Source organism: Sphaerisporangium fuscum (genome assembly GCF_018531465.1).
In the GTDB taxonomy this organism is placed as follows: Bacteria; Actinomycetota; Actinomycetes; order Streptosporangiales; family Streptosporangiaceae; genus Sphaerisporangium; species Sphaerisporangium fuscum.
Genome location: NZ_JAHDTF010000016.1, coordinates 122,907 through 136,605, shown reverse-complemented (window position 1 = coordinate 136,605; position 13,699 = coordinate 122,907). Strand labels below are relative to the sequence as shown.

Below are 13,699 nucleotides of genomic sequence, written 5' to 3'. Positions count from 1 at the left end.
CGTGCCGCTCCGCGCGCCGGATCGACGAGCGGAGGACCCGGCATGCGCTGGCCGAAGGGCCTCGACGGCCTGTGCTACGGAGGCGACTACAACCCCGAGCAGTGGCCCGAGGAGGTCTGGCACGAGGACGTCGCCCTCATGCGGGAGGCCGGGGTCAACCTCGTCACCCTCGGCGTCTTCTCCTGGGCGAGACTCGAACCCTCCCCCGGCCGGCACACCTTCGGGTGGCTCGACCGGGTGCTCGACCTGCTCCACGAGAACGGCGTGCGGGCCGACCTCGCCACGCCCACCGCCTCTCCCCCGCCGTGGTTCGGGCTCGCCCACCCCGACGCGCTGCCGGTGTCCGCCGACGGCACCCGGCTGACCCACGGGAGCCGCGACACCTACTGCGTCTGCGCCCCGTCGTACACCGAGGCCTGCGTGCGCGTCACCCGGGCACTCGCCGAGCGCTACCGGGACCATCCGGCCCTCGCCATGTGGCACGTCCACAACGAGTACGGCACGGGATGCCACTGCGACCACGTGGCGCGGGCGTTCCGCGCCTGGCTGCGGGCGCGGCACGGCACCCTGGAGGCCCTCAACGACGCCTGGACCACCGCGTTCTGGAGCCAGAACTACGCCGACTGGGACGAGATCGCGCCGCCCCGCGCCACGCAGTACCTCCCGAACCCCTCTCACGTGCTCGACTTCCGCCGCTTCCTGTCGCAGGCGATGCTCGGCCACTACCGCGCCCAGAAGGCCGTGCTCCGCGAGCTGACCCCCGACGTGCCGGTCACCACCAACTTCGTGTTCGGCGGCTGGGTGCCGGTGAACCACTGGGAGTGGGCGGACGAGGTCGACCTCGTCGCGATCGACCACTACCCCGAGGGCTTGGAGGAGGCGGCCGAGCAGACCGCGTTCGCCGCCGACCTGGCGCGCGGCTGGGCGGGCGGACGGCCGTGGCTGCTGATGGAGCAGGCGGCCGGGGTCGTGTACACGGGGCCGCGCATGCGGGCCAAGCGGCCCGGCGAGATCACCCTGCACAGCCTCCAGCACGTCGCCCGGGGCTCCCGGGGGGCCATGTTCTTCCAGTGGCGGGCCTCACGGGGCGGGGCCGAGCTGTGGCACGGCGGCATGGTGCCGCACGCGGGCCCCGACAGCCGCGTCTTCCGCGAGATCCGCGACCTCGGGCGCCTCCTCCCGGAACTGGCGGAGGTGGGCGAGGACCCGCCGGCCCCGGCCTCCCCGGCCGGGGCGGGCTCGGAGGCCGGGAGCCGTGTGGTGGCGGACGTCGCCGTCCTGTGGGACCCGGAGTGCTGGTGGGCCGTGGAGTCACCCGGATTCCCCTCCTCGGAGGTACGCTACCTGGACGCCGTGCGCCAGGCGCACCGGATGCTGTGGCGCGGCGGCGTCACCGCCGACTTCGCCCGTCCCGGCGACGACCTGCCGGCCTACCGGATGGTGCTGGTGCCGGGCCTCTACCTGGTGTCGGACGCCACGGCGCGCGCCCTGTCGGCGTACGTCGAGCGGGGCGGCACCCTGGTCGTCTCGTTCTTCAGCGGCATCGCCGACGAGCACGCCAGGGTGCGGCTCGGCGGGTACCCGGGGGCTTTCCGCGACCTCCTCGGCGTCCGGGTCGACGAGTTCCTGCCCCTGGCCGGGCCCGTGCCGATCCGGTTCGAGGACGACGGAGCGGAGGCGAGCGGCACCGTCTGGAGCGAGCGGGTCGAGCCGCGCGGCGCCGAGGTCCTCGCGCGGTACGCCGGTGGCGACCTCGACCGGCTCCCGGCCGTCACCGAGCACACCCACGGGGCAGGGCGCGCGTTCTACGTCTCCACCCACCTGGACGACGATGCCTACGGGCGGATCCTGCGCCGCGCGGGCCTGCCCGCCGCCGTCGCTCCCCCCGGTGTGGAGCTGGTACGGCGGCGTGGCGCTGCCGGGCGGGAGTGGCTGTTCGCCCTGAACCACACCACCGAGGAGCACGAGGTCACGGCGAACGGCACGGACGTGCTGACCGGCGCCTCGGTGGAGGGCACCCTTCGTCTCCGGCCGCGTGGCTTCGCCGTCCTGCGCGCCGGCTCCCAGGGGGGTTGAGCGGCCCGGCGAGGGTCAGGGATCGTTGCGGCGGAGGGTGGCGTTCGCGCCGTAGCCGTCGCCGTACGGTTTGTAGTCGAGCACCAGGACGTCCTTGCCTAACCTCATCGTGAAGTCGCCTTCCGGACTGCAGCGACCGCCGCGCCGGATCTTCTCGTGCATCGTGTAGAAGCCGCGATCCGGAAGGGCGATCGTGAGCACGCCGACGCACCCGAGGTCGGGATACTTCACCGTCGCCGTCCTGCCGTGCCCCGGGAAGTACACCGACATGCGCCAGTTCTTGCCGTTGTTCTGCACCAGCGTGCCCTCCCAGGTGCCCCTCAGCTTCGCCGCCAGGGCGGCGAGCTTCCGCGGCGGAGACGCGGACGCCTGCGGCGGGGCGGGGTCGGGCTGCCAGGACGCCCCATGGGGGCGGAAGAACAACCCGGCCGCGACCGCCGACACCAGCAGGACGGCGGCGGCCGCGACGACCGGCGGGCGCCGGTAGACGGGCCGCGGCGGCCTCCCATCGACGGCGGGAGGAGCCGCCTGCGCGGCCGACGGGCTCCCCTTGCGGGAACGGGAGCGGGATCCCTTGCGTGAACGGCCCCGCGAGGTGCCCTGGTCGCTCCGGGCGGTCTCCTGCCCGGCGTCACGCGAGCCGAGGAGCCGCAGCAGCACCTCCTGCATCGAGGGACGGGCCGCCGGGTCCTTGTTCAGGCATTCGGCCACCAGCGAGCGCAGCGGCTCCGGAACGCCGTCGATGTCCGGCGGCCCGTCGAGCACCCGGTACAGGACGGCCGGGGTGGTGTCGGCCGCGAAGGGGGAACGGCCGCTGGCGGCGTAGGCGATGACCGCGCCCCAGGCGAAGACGTCGGCCGCCGCTCCGATCGGCTCGCCTTTGACCTGCTCCGGGGCCATGTAGGCGGGCGTGCCGATCACCTGGCTGCTGACGGTGGAGGTGCCGTCCAGGGCCCGGGCGATGCCGAAGTCGATCACCCGCGGGCCGTCCTGGCCGAGCAGCACGTTGCCGGGCTTGAAGTCGCGGTGGACGAGCCCGGCCTCGTGGATCGCGGTCAGGGCGGTGGCGGTGCCGACGGCCAGCCGCTGCAGGGCCGGTCCGCTCTTCGGGCCGTTCCGGATGACGTCCTCCTGCAGGGAGGGACCGTCGACGTACTCGGTGACGATGTACGGCGGGTCCGCCCAGAGGTCGGCGGCCAGGAACTGCGCCGTGCAGAACGACGCCACCCGCTGGGCCATGGCGACCTCGCGGGCGAAGCGGTTGCGGGTGTCCTCGTCCGCGGCGATGTCCTCCCTGAGGACCTTCACGGCGACCCGGTTGCCGGCGCCGTCCTCCGCCAGGTGGACGACGCCCTGACCGCCCGCGCCGATCCGGTGGATCAGCCGGTAAGGGCCGACCTGCTGAGGATCCCCGGACCGCCGGACATGAGATGCCGTCATCGCACGCCCCCATCGACTAACGGATCACACCACCCCCGACCGGCGCAGTGCGACAGCGACCGGGCAGATTCCTAGATCTTCGTACTTAAGCAGCAATATCGTCAGTTGTCACACTCTCCCCAGCGGTACGCCGCCGTCCCCGTGAGGTGCAACCCGTTGATAAGAGGACGTCAAGTGCCGTGAGCAATAGTCTGCTCAAGACACACGGCCGACGATCGGAGGGTGACGGCGATGAGGCGCATCAGGATCACCCGGCCCCGCGCGGGCCGGCGCACGAACACGCCGTTCACGCTCGATCTGCGCTCGCCGTCCGGGCGTCCGCTGCCGTACTAGAGATCTTTACAATAGTCTTACGCCATCATCTGTAGACATCTCAGGTAACAGAATCATCACGCCGGGGGGCTCGATGAGAAGGCTGGCGGCGGTGCCCGCTTACGTTCCACGCCACAAGGTGCGCGACATCCGTTCGGCACACGATCGCAAGCCCTCTCACGAGACCAAAGTGGTCCACCTGCAGGCCTACACCGGTCGCAACGTGATCCGTTTTCCCCGCCCGGGCGGACCGACCAACGCCGCCTGACCGGCGTCCCCGCCTCTCCGGCCGACATCCGGATTAACGCCGGCCGAAGAATGACCGTCCATCCGGAAACCTCCTCTGTTCCCGGGATCGCGCTTCGTAGGGTGAAGTCGATCTTGCCGGCGACATTCTCAGGGAGCAGGGGTGGACGGGTTCTTCGTCGACTACGGCGGAGTGGGCGACCTCCGGAAAGACCTGTCGGAGCTGCGGCCCGCCGCGGACGCGTTCTTCCGCGACCTCGGCGAGCTGCACCCGCATCCGTCGGAGTTCCCCGAGGCCGCCGGCGACTCCATGACGAGGATGTCGAAACACTCGGCCGAGGCCGTGACGACGGCGGGACTGCTGCGCACCGAGCACGACGAGACGACCCAGAAGGTGCACACCGCGAGCCGCAGGTACGCCGAGGCCGAGGACGCCGGCATCGCCGCCGCCTCGGCCGTCGCGGTGGACCACGACGCCGCGGACCGGCCCAAGCTCAGCCTGTGGCCCCTGGCCAAGGGTTCGATCATGTCGGCCGGTACCGCGGTGGCCTCGACGGCCGGCGTCGCCCGCGCGGCGCGCCTCGGACGGACGTCGCTGGGCACGTTGCGGATGGCCGGCGGGCTGGCCACCGTGTTCAACCTGGCGGCGCTCACTCTCATCTGGCTGAACTACCGGGACGTGAAGGGGTGGGAGGAACGCGCCCTGGCCGCCGGCGAGCTGAAAGAGTCCGTCGGCGCGCACGCGGAGAGCCTCGGCGGGGCCGTCCGAAGGTCGGGCGACCATCTCCAGGGCGAGACGGGTGACGCCCTCCGGGCGTCCATGAACTCCCGCTCCGTCGCCTCGAACGGCGTGCTCGCCGACGCCGTCGGCGAGCTGTCCGGTTACTCCTCGGCGGCCGCCGAGGCGCAACGCAGGTTCAACGACCGCGTCAACATGGTGTCGAACGCCCTGATGCCGATCTCGATCACCGCCGCCTATCTGCTTCCGCCGCTCCAGGTGGCCGCTTCGTCGATCTGGCTGGGCTGTGTCCTGGTGTTCCGCAACGAACTGAAGAAGGAGTTCGAGGCGGCCGCCTCCCACCTCACCCGCACGGGCGAGCTGGTGGAACTGAACGACAGGCTGCGGCGCGGCGCCACGGGAAGGCCCTCCGCCGTCTCGGTGTGATCCCGCGCGGACGCCCCGCGGGCGGCGGGGCATCCGGCCTCCCTCACCGGGCGGCTCGTGCCGACCGCACCGTCAGGCCGGCCAGGGCGACAAGGACGGCGGCGATCAGCAGTGCCGTGAAGGTCCCGGATCCGCTTCCCCCCGCGACCAGGCCCATGACGGCCACGCCCAGCGTGGCACCCACCTGCCGGACGGCGTTGAGCAGACCCCCGGCCGTACCGGCGAGGCCGGGAGGGGCCGCGGCCACGACTCCGGCGGCCAGCGCCGGGAAGCAGCACGACAGGCCGAACCCCATGAGGGCCATGCCCACGAAGAGCGAGACACCGGCCCCCGCGTCGGCGCGCAGCGTGAACCCCGTGACCACCAGGCCCGCGACCAGCAGGATCAGTCCGGCCACGATCGGGGGGCGCGGCCCGTACCTCGCGACGACGCGCCCCGTCAGCAAGGCGTTGAACGTCATCGGGACCGTCAGCGGGAGGAAGGCCAGCCCCGCGGCCAGCGGCGAAAGGCGTCCCGCGCCCTGGAGGAGCAGGGTGATCACGAAGAGGGCGCCGGAGAAGGCGAAGTTCACGACGGCCCCGGTGGTGAGGCCCCATCCGGCGGCGTGCAGCAGGTTCCCCGGCAGGGCCGGGGCGTCGCTGCGGCGCTCCAGCCACACCAGGACGGCGAGCACCACCAGCGCGCCGGCCAGCGGCAGGACCGCGACCTGCGTGATCGCGTCGGCCAGCAGCGCGAGGAAGGCACAGGCGGCGATCTGGACGGGCCAGTCGATGCGGCCGCGGCCGGGAGGCGAGGTCGCCCCGCGGGCGACGACCATGCTGACGGCGGCGAGGACGGGGTTGATCAGGAAGACCGCGCGCCAGCCGTACAGCCCGGCGAGCAGGCCTCCGGCGAGCGGGCCGGCCGACAGGGCGGTGCCGCTGACGGCCGCCCACACGCCCATGGCCCGCGCCCGGGCCGCGGGCTCGGTGTAGAGCTGGGCGATCAACGCGAGCGATCCGGACAGGCACAGGGCCCCGGTGACCCCGAGCAGCGCCCGGAACACGACCAGGCTCCAGAGGTTCGGCGCGGCGGCGCAGAGCAGGGAGACCACGCCGAAACCGGCGACGCCGACGCGGAACACGCGGGCGGCACCGTACCGGTCGGCCACGGCGCCGCTGGTCAGCAGCGAGGCGGCGAAGGCGACGGTGTAGCCGTTCACCGCCCACTGCTGGCCCTCGAAGGACCCGCCGAGCGAGGTCCGCAGGTCGGGAAGGGCGACCGTGAGCACGGTCGTGTCGAGCAGGACGAGGAAGTAGGCGAGCGAGAGCCCGACGAGTGTTCTTGGTGAGGTCCGTGTGAGCACGCCGGACACTCTCCGGAAAACGCCCGGCCACCTCAACAGGCCCGGCCGCACACTGCGTTCGGGAAAACCGAACGCCTCTCCTGCCCGTCATACGGGAGAGCCGTATGCTCGACCGCGTGGAGCTTCGGCAGTTGCAAGGATTCGTCGCCGTCGCCGGGTGCGGCACGGTGACCGAGGGAGCCCACCTGCTCGGGCTCGCACCGGCCTCCGTCTCCGAGCAGATCCGCAGGCTGGAGGCCTCACTCGGCGTCAAGCTCTTCGAACGCACCCCGGCCGGGATGCGGCTCACCGAGCACGGCCACGCCCTGCTGCCCGAGGCGCGCGGCCTGCTCGACCACGCCGAAGCGGTGCGGCGGGCCGTCACCGGGCGCCTGCACGCGGTCCGCGTCGGAGCGCTCGAGACGCTCGTCGCCTCGCACCTGCCCGGCATCATGAAGCGGCTCGCGGCGCGCCGCCCGGAGATCGAACTGGACGTCCGCGCCCTGGCCCGGCGGCGGCTGCTGGGCGAGGTGGCGCGGGGTGGCCTCGACGCGGGGCTCCTGCTCGACACCGGCACCCGGATCGGCTCCCTCGGCTTCGAGACGCCTCCCGGCCTCGACTTCCTCGACGTCGGGGAGGTGCGCCTGGCCCTGGTGACCGCCCCAGGCGCCTCCGGCGAGACGCTGCTGGTCACCGAGACGGGCTGCTCCTTCCGCATGGCCGCCGAGCAGGTGTTCGGCGACCGTGTCGCGCACCGGGAGCTCTCGGGCGTGACCACCGTGCGCGCCTGGGCGCGTGAGGGACTGGGCATGGCGCTCCTGCCCGACTTCGCGGTGGCCGGCGACCTGGCCGAGGGCTCGCTGGTCGAGCTGGAGGTCGAGGCGCCCGCCCTGGCGCTGCGCCTGGTATGGCAGTCCGGCCGCGAGGAATCACTGCGCGAGGTGCTGTACGCGATGAGCGCCTGAGCCCGTCACCAGGAGGTCAGACCTGCCTCTGGCGGCGGTACAGGTTCGCCACGGTGACGACCGCGCAGGCGGCCAGGAGCCCGCCGGGGATCAGATAGATCAGCGTGGAGACGCCGAAGTCGAAGGGCGCCAGCCCGTCGAGGGTGCGCAGCACCACCACGCCGAACAGGCCCGCGTACCCGGCGACCGCCATGAGCACCAGCGCCAGCTGGCGGCGCGGGTGCACACCGGAGAACCCCAGCAGCCACGCCAGGACCATGAAGACCTGGATCGCGTGCATCGGGACGGCGTGGGCGAACTTCATCGCGCCCTCGGCGCCATAGGTGCTCATCGACCGGGTGAGAGGGGTGGCGCCGGTCTCCAGCAGCGACAGGCCGTGCACGATCATCCACGCGCCGACGAGCTGGGCGGCGAGCAACGCCACCAGCCCCGAACGGATCGCCCAGGCCATCGGCGAGGGCGCCGTCGTACGGACGAAGGCGGCCACCGTCACGACGGCGATGACCAGGACGGTGACGGCGATGGACACCCCTCCCCCCGTGAACAGGTCGTCGTCCAGGGAGGTCGCCGTGTTGAAGTGCGAAGGGACGCCTCGTGCATGCTGCAGCGTCACCCAGGCCACCTCCGCGGTCGTCGAGGCGCACAGCAGGCCCGACAGGACCCAGCCGGCCGGCCGCCGCGTGGGAAGGTAGGTGGCGATCCAGCCCAATGTGGCGGTGACCATCCCGAACGACAGACCGAAGGTCGTGGGCTTGCGCCACGACAGCGGTCCGGAAACCGAACCGCCGGCCACCGCCCATATGGCGGCGTGCACGAGCCCGGTCGCGATCAGGGCCGCTCCGACGAGGTACGCCAGGCGCTGGTATCCCTGGGCGTCGGCCCAGAACCCCTTCAGCGAGGCTCGCATGCCCTCGGACGGCGTCGAGGTCCCGGCCGTGGCGGGCGCGGGCCGCGGTGCGCGCCCGGATCGGGAGGGGATGAGATGGGTGATGGACATCGGAAGCCTCCAGAGAGTCGCGATGACGGTGAGGTGCCGGCCGGGAGGAGCGCTCCTGTGGGCCGGCCCCCAGAGGGAGGCGGGACCAGGAGCGGCCGTTTCCGATCCGTGTCCGGGCCTCCGGCCCCCGCGGTCGGAGGCCCGGACCAGGAGCGGCCGTTCCGTGCCGTATCCGGACGTCATGACGGTAGGCGGCTGCCCTCCGCGTCCGGATCCCCCGCGCTCACCAAACTCGGGCTCCCCCGTCACGGTGATCTGCGGGCGGCCTCCCTCTCACGGGGGAGGCCGGCCGTGCCGCGGGAACGGATACTGGGCGCATGCGATTACCTCGGCCGCCCGGCCTGGTGGCGTGGGCCACGGCTCACCCGCTGGTCGCCGACTCGCTGCTCGGCGGGCTGCTCGCGACCGTCTCACTGCTCGCGCTCGTCTTCCAGGCGCGTAGCGAGCATCTGCCGCCACCGGGTCTCCTCGCCGTGGCGCTCGTGCTGGTCGTCAACGTGCCGCTGGCCTGGCGGCGGCGCCACCCGTTCGGGGCGAACCTCGTGGCCGGCCTGGCGTCCGCGGTGTACGGGGCCACGCCGTTGCCCGACCTGGTGACGCCGGTGCCGCTGGGCGGCGCGGTCGCCCTGTACAGCATGGCCGCGTGGTGCGACCGCCGGAAGGCGGTGATCGTGGGCGTGACCACCGCCGTCGCCGTGGTTATCGTCTCCTGGGTCCCGCAGACCCAGAGCGACCTCGTCGACTTCTCCTTCACCGCGCTACTGCTCACCAGCGCGTGGGTGCTCGGCGACAGCGCCCGCATCCGCCGCTCGTACACCGCCGAACTGGAGGCCCGGGCGGCGTGGCTGGCGCGCCAGCAGGATTACGAGGCGCAGCGCGCGGTGACCGCGGAACGGGCCCGCATAGCACGAGAGCTGCACGACGTGGTCGCCCACCATGTCAGCATGATGGTGGTGCAGGCCGAGGCGGGCCCGGTGGTGGTGGAGCACGACGCGCCCGGCGCGGTGCGCACGTTCGACGCGATCGCCGGCATCGGACGGCAGGCCCTGGTGGAGATGCGCCGCTTGCTCGGGCTGCTGCGCGAGGAGTCGGGGCGGCACGAGACGGTTCTCGCGCCGCAACCCGGCGTGGCCCACCTCCCGGAGCTGGTCGAGCGGATCCGGCAGTCCGGGCTGAAGGCCACGCTGGACGTCGAGGGCGAGCCCGTCGCGCTGCCACCGGGAGTGGAGCTCGCGGTGTACCGGATCGTCCAGGAGGCGTTGACCAACGTGCTCAAGCACGCGGGCCGCGTGCGGGTGCGGGTACGGGTGCGCTACGGGGCGCGTGACATGCACCTCGAGATCAGCGACGACGGCGGCGGGACGGAACCGGCCCGTCCGGACGGCGTCACCGTCCGGACAGAGATGAACGACAGGCCGGGCCATGGTCTCGTCGGCATGCGGGAGAGGGTTCATCTGTTCGGTGGCGAACTGACCGCGGGGCCGGGCCCCGACGGAGGGTTCACCGTGGCCGTGCGGCTGCCGGTCGGTGGTGCGGGGTGAGTGTCCGGGTGGTGGTCGCCGACGACCACGAGCTGGTGAGGACGGGCTTTCGGATGATCCTGAACGCGCACCCGGACATCGAGGCCGTCGGCGAGGCCGCCGACGGCGCCGAGGCGGTCTCCGTCGCCCATCGGCTCAGGCCCGACGTGGTGCTGATGGACATCCGCATGCCGCGCATGGACGGGCTGGAGGCGACCCGCCGGCTCGCCGGGCCCGGCGTGGCATGCCCCGTGAAAGTGCTGATGCTGACCACTTTCGATCTCGACGACTACGTCTACGAGGCCCTGCGAGCCGGCGCCAGCGGCTTCCTGCTCAAGGACCTGCGCCGCGACGACCTGGTCAACGCCGTGCGGGTGGTGGCCGCGGGCGAGGCGCTCATCGCCCCCTCGATCACCAGGCGGCTGATCAGCGAGTTCGCCCGCCGTCCGCGCCCCCCGGCGAAGACGCCGCCCCCTCTGGACTCACTCACCGCGAGGGAGCGCGAGGTGCTGGTCCTGATGGCCAGAGGACAGTCCAACGCCGAGATCGCGGCCACCCTCGTGATCGGCGAGCAGACGGTGAAGACCCATGTCAGCAATGTCCTGGCGAAGCTGTTACTGCGCGACCGCGTCCACGCGGTGATACTCGCCTACGAGGTCGGGCTCGTCCGACCGGGGACGCCGTGACGCGGCCGTGGGCCGGACGTCCCGAGGCCGGCGCGGCATGCCGCCGGGAGGCGGGCCGGCCGCCCCCGGTCTCGAGATCCGACGCTGCCGCCCAACGGGCGGCTACGCCGGCGCGGCGGCGCGCCGGAGCGCCTCGGTGGTGAAGTGCTCGGGGTACGGCGAGCGGGCGAGCGCCTCGGCCACCGTCAGCTCGCCCGCCTGGACCGCCCGGCACAGCTCGGCCACCTCGGCGAGCTCGGCCCGCTGCCGGGTCACGTACGCGGCGTCCACCGGCTCCCCGTGACCGGGGACGACGGTGGCGGCGCCGAGCGCGAGCACCCGGTCGAGCGCGGAGGGCCACTGCGGCGGGAACGCGTCGCCGAACGAGGGCGGCGCCCCCTCCTCGACGAGGTCGCCGGCGAAGACCACCGCGGCGTCCGGCACGTGGACGACCAGGTCGTGGCCGGTGTGCCCGAGGCCGGGATGCGTCAGCCGTACGCGACGGCCGCCGAGGTCGAGGTCGGCGGTGTCCTCGACGAGGCGGTCCGGCAGCACGACGCGCGCGGCCGAGAGGCGCTCGGCCGCCTCCGGCCTGCCCTTCTCGCGGTAGTGGCCGGCCCACGTGGTCTTCTGGACCTCCCCGGTCTCGGCGAGATCGGCCCGGCAGGCGGGATGCGCCCACACCTCGCACTCGCCGAAGGCGGCGGTGCCGAAGCTGTGGTCGAAGTGGGCGTGGGTCAGCACGACCGACCAGGGAAGGTCCGTCAGCTCCCGTATCGCGGCCGCGAACTCGGCGCCCTGCGTCTCGTCGGCGCCGGTGTCGATCACCAGGCAGGACCGGTCGCCCGCCACCAGGCCCAGCGACAGGTCGAGCTCGGCATGACGCCGCACCCAGACCCGATCACCGGCCTCCACCCATCGGCCCACTGCCCACCCCCGACACGCGACGACGGCCCTCAGTGTAGTGATCGGCCTCCACCAGGACAGCTTCCCGCCGCACTACGGCGCCGGAACCACCTCTCCCCTTCACGGGAGAGGGGTGAGGAGGCGGTGGGGGGCGCGCATGGCGAGGCTGACGGGGTCGTCGCGTTCGAAGGTCAGGGCGGAGCCGGGGCGTACCTCGACCTCCTGGGGGGCGGGGTGGCGTCCGCAGGCCGTGCAGGCGCTGAATCGGTCGAGCGGGGCGTCGCAGGCGGCGTGGTGGAAGGTGCGCTGGGGCCCGGGGCCGCCCGCGTGCCGCTCCCCCCACTTGGCCAGGACGTACACCGCGGGCCACAGGTCGAGACCGCGCTCGGTCAGGACGTACTCGTCGCGCGGCGGTGAGTCCTGGTAGCGGCGCTTGTCCAGCAGCCCGGCCTCCACCAGTGTCTGGAGCCGCTGGGACAGCACGGCCCTCGGGATGTCGAGATGGGTGAGGAAGTCGCCGTAGCGACGGACGCCGTACAGCGCGTCACGCACCACCAGCAGGGTCCACCGCTCGCCGACCAGTTCGAGGGCTCGGGCGAGCGAGCACTCCTGTCCTTCGTAGTTCTTCCCCAGGGCCATGACCCCATATTAGTTCATTCACCGAACCTACCCGTGTTACTGTCGGTTCAGTCATTGAACCGACAGCGGAGGTCCCGCCATGTCCCTCGCCGCGCCCATCGCCCCACCACGCCTCCACGAGGCCGGCAGGACGCTCGCGGTGTCCTGCGCCGCTCCCCTGCTGGCCCTGACCAACTACACGGTCCCGATGGTCACGCTGCCCGAGACCGCACGGGCCCTCGGCGCCGGCCCGACCGGCCCCGCCTGGATCCTGAACTCCATCTCGCTCGGGCTCGCCGCGCTGCTGCTGGTCGCGGGAGGCCTCGCCGACGACCACGGCCGCAGGCGCACGTTCGTGGCCGGCATGGCCGCGCTCGCGGTGGCGGGCGTCGTCGCCGCCACGGCCGGGAACACCCTGGTCTTCGTCGTCGCCCGGCTCGTCCAGGGCGGCGCGAGCGCCGCGCTCATCGCGGCCAGCCTCGGCATCGTCGGGCACACCTTCCCCACCGGGCCCGAGCGCGTCCGGGCCACCGGGCTCTACGGCGCCATGATGGGACTCGGCATCGCGCTCGGCCCGCTCGTCTCGGGCGCGCTCGCCGCCGTCTCCAGCTGGCGCGGCGTCTACTGGACGATCTCGCTCGTCGCCGCCGCGCTGGCCCTCGCCGCGCCCCGGCTGCTCCCCGAGTCACGGGCCGCCGAGGCACGCCGCCGCGACGTCCCCGGCGTCGTCACCCTGAGCCTGGGCCTCGCGGCGCTGGTCGCCGGGGTGATCGAGGGACGCGCCGGGTGGGACAGGCCGGTCGTGCCGCCGGCCTTCGTCGCCGCGGTCGTGCTGCTCACGGCGTTCGTCCTGATCGAGAACCGCCGCAAGGAACCCCTGCTCGACATGCACCTGTTCCGCCGGCCGCTGTTCCTCGTCGCCACGGGCGGCGCCCTGGTCACCGGCGTCGCGGTGATCGGGCTGATGAGCTACCTGCCCACGGTCCTGCAGCTCACCCACGGGTTCTCACCGCTGGCCGGCGCGGGCCTGTTCAGCATCTGGTCGGGCCTGTCGTTCGTCACCGCCCTGCAGGCCCGGCGCTTCCTCCCGCACGCCAGGGCCCGGCTGGCGCTCGGCCTCGCGCTGTCGGGGGCGGGAGACCTCCTGCTGCTCGGGCTCGTCACCGGCTGGTCGTGGTGGAAGGTGATCACCGGGCTGGCCGTGGCGGGAGTCGGCAGCGGCCTCATCAACGCCTCCCTCGCCCACCTGGCGATCGAGAGCGTCCCGCACCACCGCGTGAGCATGGGCTCGGGGGCGAACAACACGGCCCGGTACGTCGGGTCGTCCCTCGGAGTGGCCGCGATGACCCTGCTCACCGGCGGGCAGGGCCTGGCGGGCGGCACGGACGTCGCCCTCGTCGCCTGCACGGCCCTGACCCTGCTGAGCGGCCTCGGAGTGCTGCTGGTGCGGCAGGGCCGCGCCTGA

12 protein-coding genes are annotated in these 13,699 nt (G+C 73.0%); 7 read left to right on the top strand and 5 right to left on the bottom strand.

Going from position 1 to position 13,699, the window contains the following annotated elements; translation table 11 throughout:
* Nucleotides 1-42 precede the first annotated feature (42 nt).
* The gene (locus KIK05_RS20910; protein WP_214412453.1) at nt 43-2,076 is read left to right on the top strand and encodes a beta-galactosidase; all 2,034 of its coding nucleotides are present in this window, start codon (nt 43-45) and stop codon (nt 2,074-2,076) included.
* Between the two features lie 15 nt (nt 2,077-2,091).
* Here KIK05_RS20910 and KIK05_RS20905 read toward each other — a convergent pair whose 3' ends face one another.
* The gene (locus KIK05_RS20905) at nt 2,092-3,516 is read right to left on the bottom strand and encodes a serine/threonine-protein kinase (protein WP_214412452.1); all 1,425 of its coding nucleotides are present in this window, start codon (nt 3,514-3,516) and stop codon (nt 2,092-2,094) included.
* Nucleotides 3,517-3,922: 406 nt separating this feature from the next.
* Here KIK05_RS20905 and KIK05_RS20900 point away from each other — a divergent pair, with 406 nt between their 5' ends.
* Both KIK05_RS20900 and KIK05_RS20895 read left to right on the top strand, forming a co-directional pair.
* Nucleotides 3,923-4,096, top strand: coding sequence for a hypothetical protein (locus KIK05_RS20900; RefSeq protein WP_214412451.1), 174 nt, complete (start codon nt 3,923-3,925; stop codon nt 4,094-4,096).
* Between the two features lie 141 nt (nt 4,097-4,237).
* Nucleotides 4,238-5,239, top strand: coding sequence for a hypothetical protein (locus tag KIK05_RS20895; RefSeq protein ID WP_214412450.1), 1,002 nt, complete (start codon nt 4,238-4,240; stop codon nt 5,237-5,239).
* A 43-nt stretch (nt 5,240-5,282) separates the two neighbouring features.
* Here KIK05_RS20895 and KIK05_RS20890 read toward each other — a convergent pair whose 3' ends face one another.
* Nucleotides 5,283-6,584, bottom strand: a complete 1,302-nt coding sequence (locus KIK05_RS20890; protein WP_214412449.1) for an MFS transporter — start codon at nt 6,582-6,584, stop codon at nt 5,283-5,285.
* Nucleotides 6,585-6,700: 116 nt separating this feature from the next.
* On the opposite strand from KIK05_RS20890, the gene KIK05_RS20885 reads away from it, so the two are divergent.
* On the top strand, nt 6,701-7,528 hold the full coding sequence (locus KIK05_RS20885; protein ID WP_308250032.1) for a LysR family transcriptional regulator: 828 nt from the start codon (nt 6,701-6,703) through the stop codon (nt 7,526-7,528).
* A gap of 16 nt (nt 7,529-7,544) precedes the next feature.
* Here the strand turns inward: KIK05_RS20885 and KIK05_RS20880 are convergent, their stop codons facing one another.
* Nucleotides 7,545-8,525 (bottom strand): hypothetical protein, encoded by a 981-nt coding sequence (locus KIK05_RS20880; protein WP_214412447.1) that lies wholly within the window; start codon nt 8,523-8,525, stop codon nt 7,545-7,547.
* A gap of 317 nt (nt 8,526-8,842) precedes the next feature.
* On the opposite strand from KIK05_RS20880, the gene KIK05_RS20875 reads away from it, so the two are divergent.
* A complete protein-coding gene (locus KIK05_RS20875; RefSeq protein WP_214412446.1) occupies nt 8,843-10,066 on the top strand; it encodes a sensor histidine kinase in 1,224 nt (407 codons plus the stop codon).
* Entirely contained in the window at nt 10,063-10,731 is a 669-nt protein-coding gene (locus KIK05_RS20870) for a response regulator (RefSeq protein ID WP_214412445.1), read from the top strand. The genes KIK05_RS20875 and KIK05_RS20870 overlap by 4 nt, the downstream gene beginning before the upstream one ends.
* A gap of 102 nt (nt 10,732-10,833) precedes the next feature.
* On the opposite strand, the gene KIK05_RS20865 is transcribed toward KIK05_RS20870, so the two are convergent.
* Complete coding sequence (locus tag KIK05_RS20865; protein ID WP_214412444.1) at nt 10,834-11,637, bottom strand: MBL fold metallo-hydrolase; 804 nt, start codon at nt 11,635-11,637, stop codon at nt 10,834-10,836.
* Between the two features lie 99 nt (nt 11,638-11,736).
* Complete coding sequence (locus KIK05_RS20860) at nt 11,737-12,255, bottom strand: winged helix-turn-helix transcriptional regulator (RefSeq protein ID WP_214412443.1); 519 nt, start codon at nt 12,253-12,255, stop codon at nt 11,737-11,739.
* Nucleotides 12,256-12,334: 79 nt separating this feature from the next.
* Here KIK05_RS20860 and KIK05_RS20855 point away from each other — a divergent pair, with 79 nt between their 5' ends.
* Nucleotides 12,335-13,699 (top strand): MFS transporter, encoded by a 1,365-nt coding sequence (locus KIK05_RS20855; protein WP_214412442.1) that lies wholly within the window; start codon nt 12,335-12,337, stop codon nt 13,697-13,699.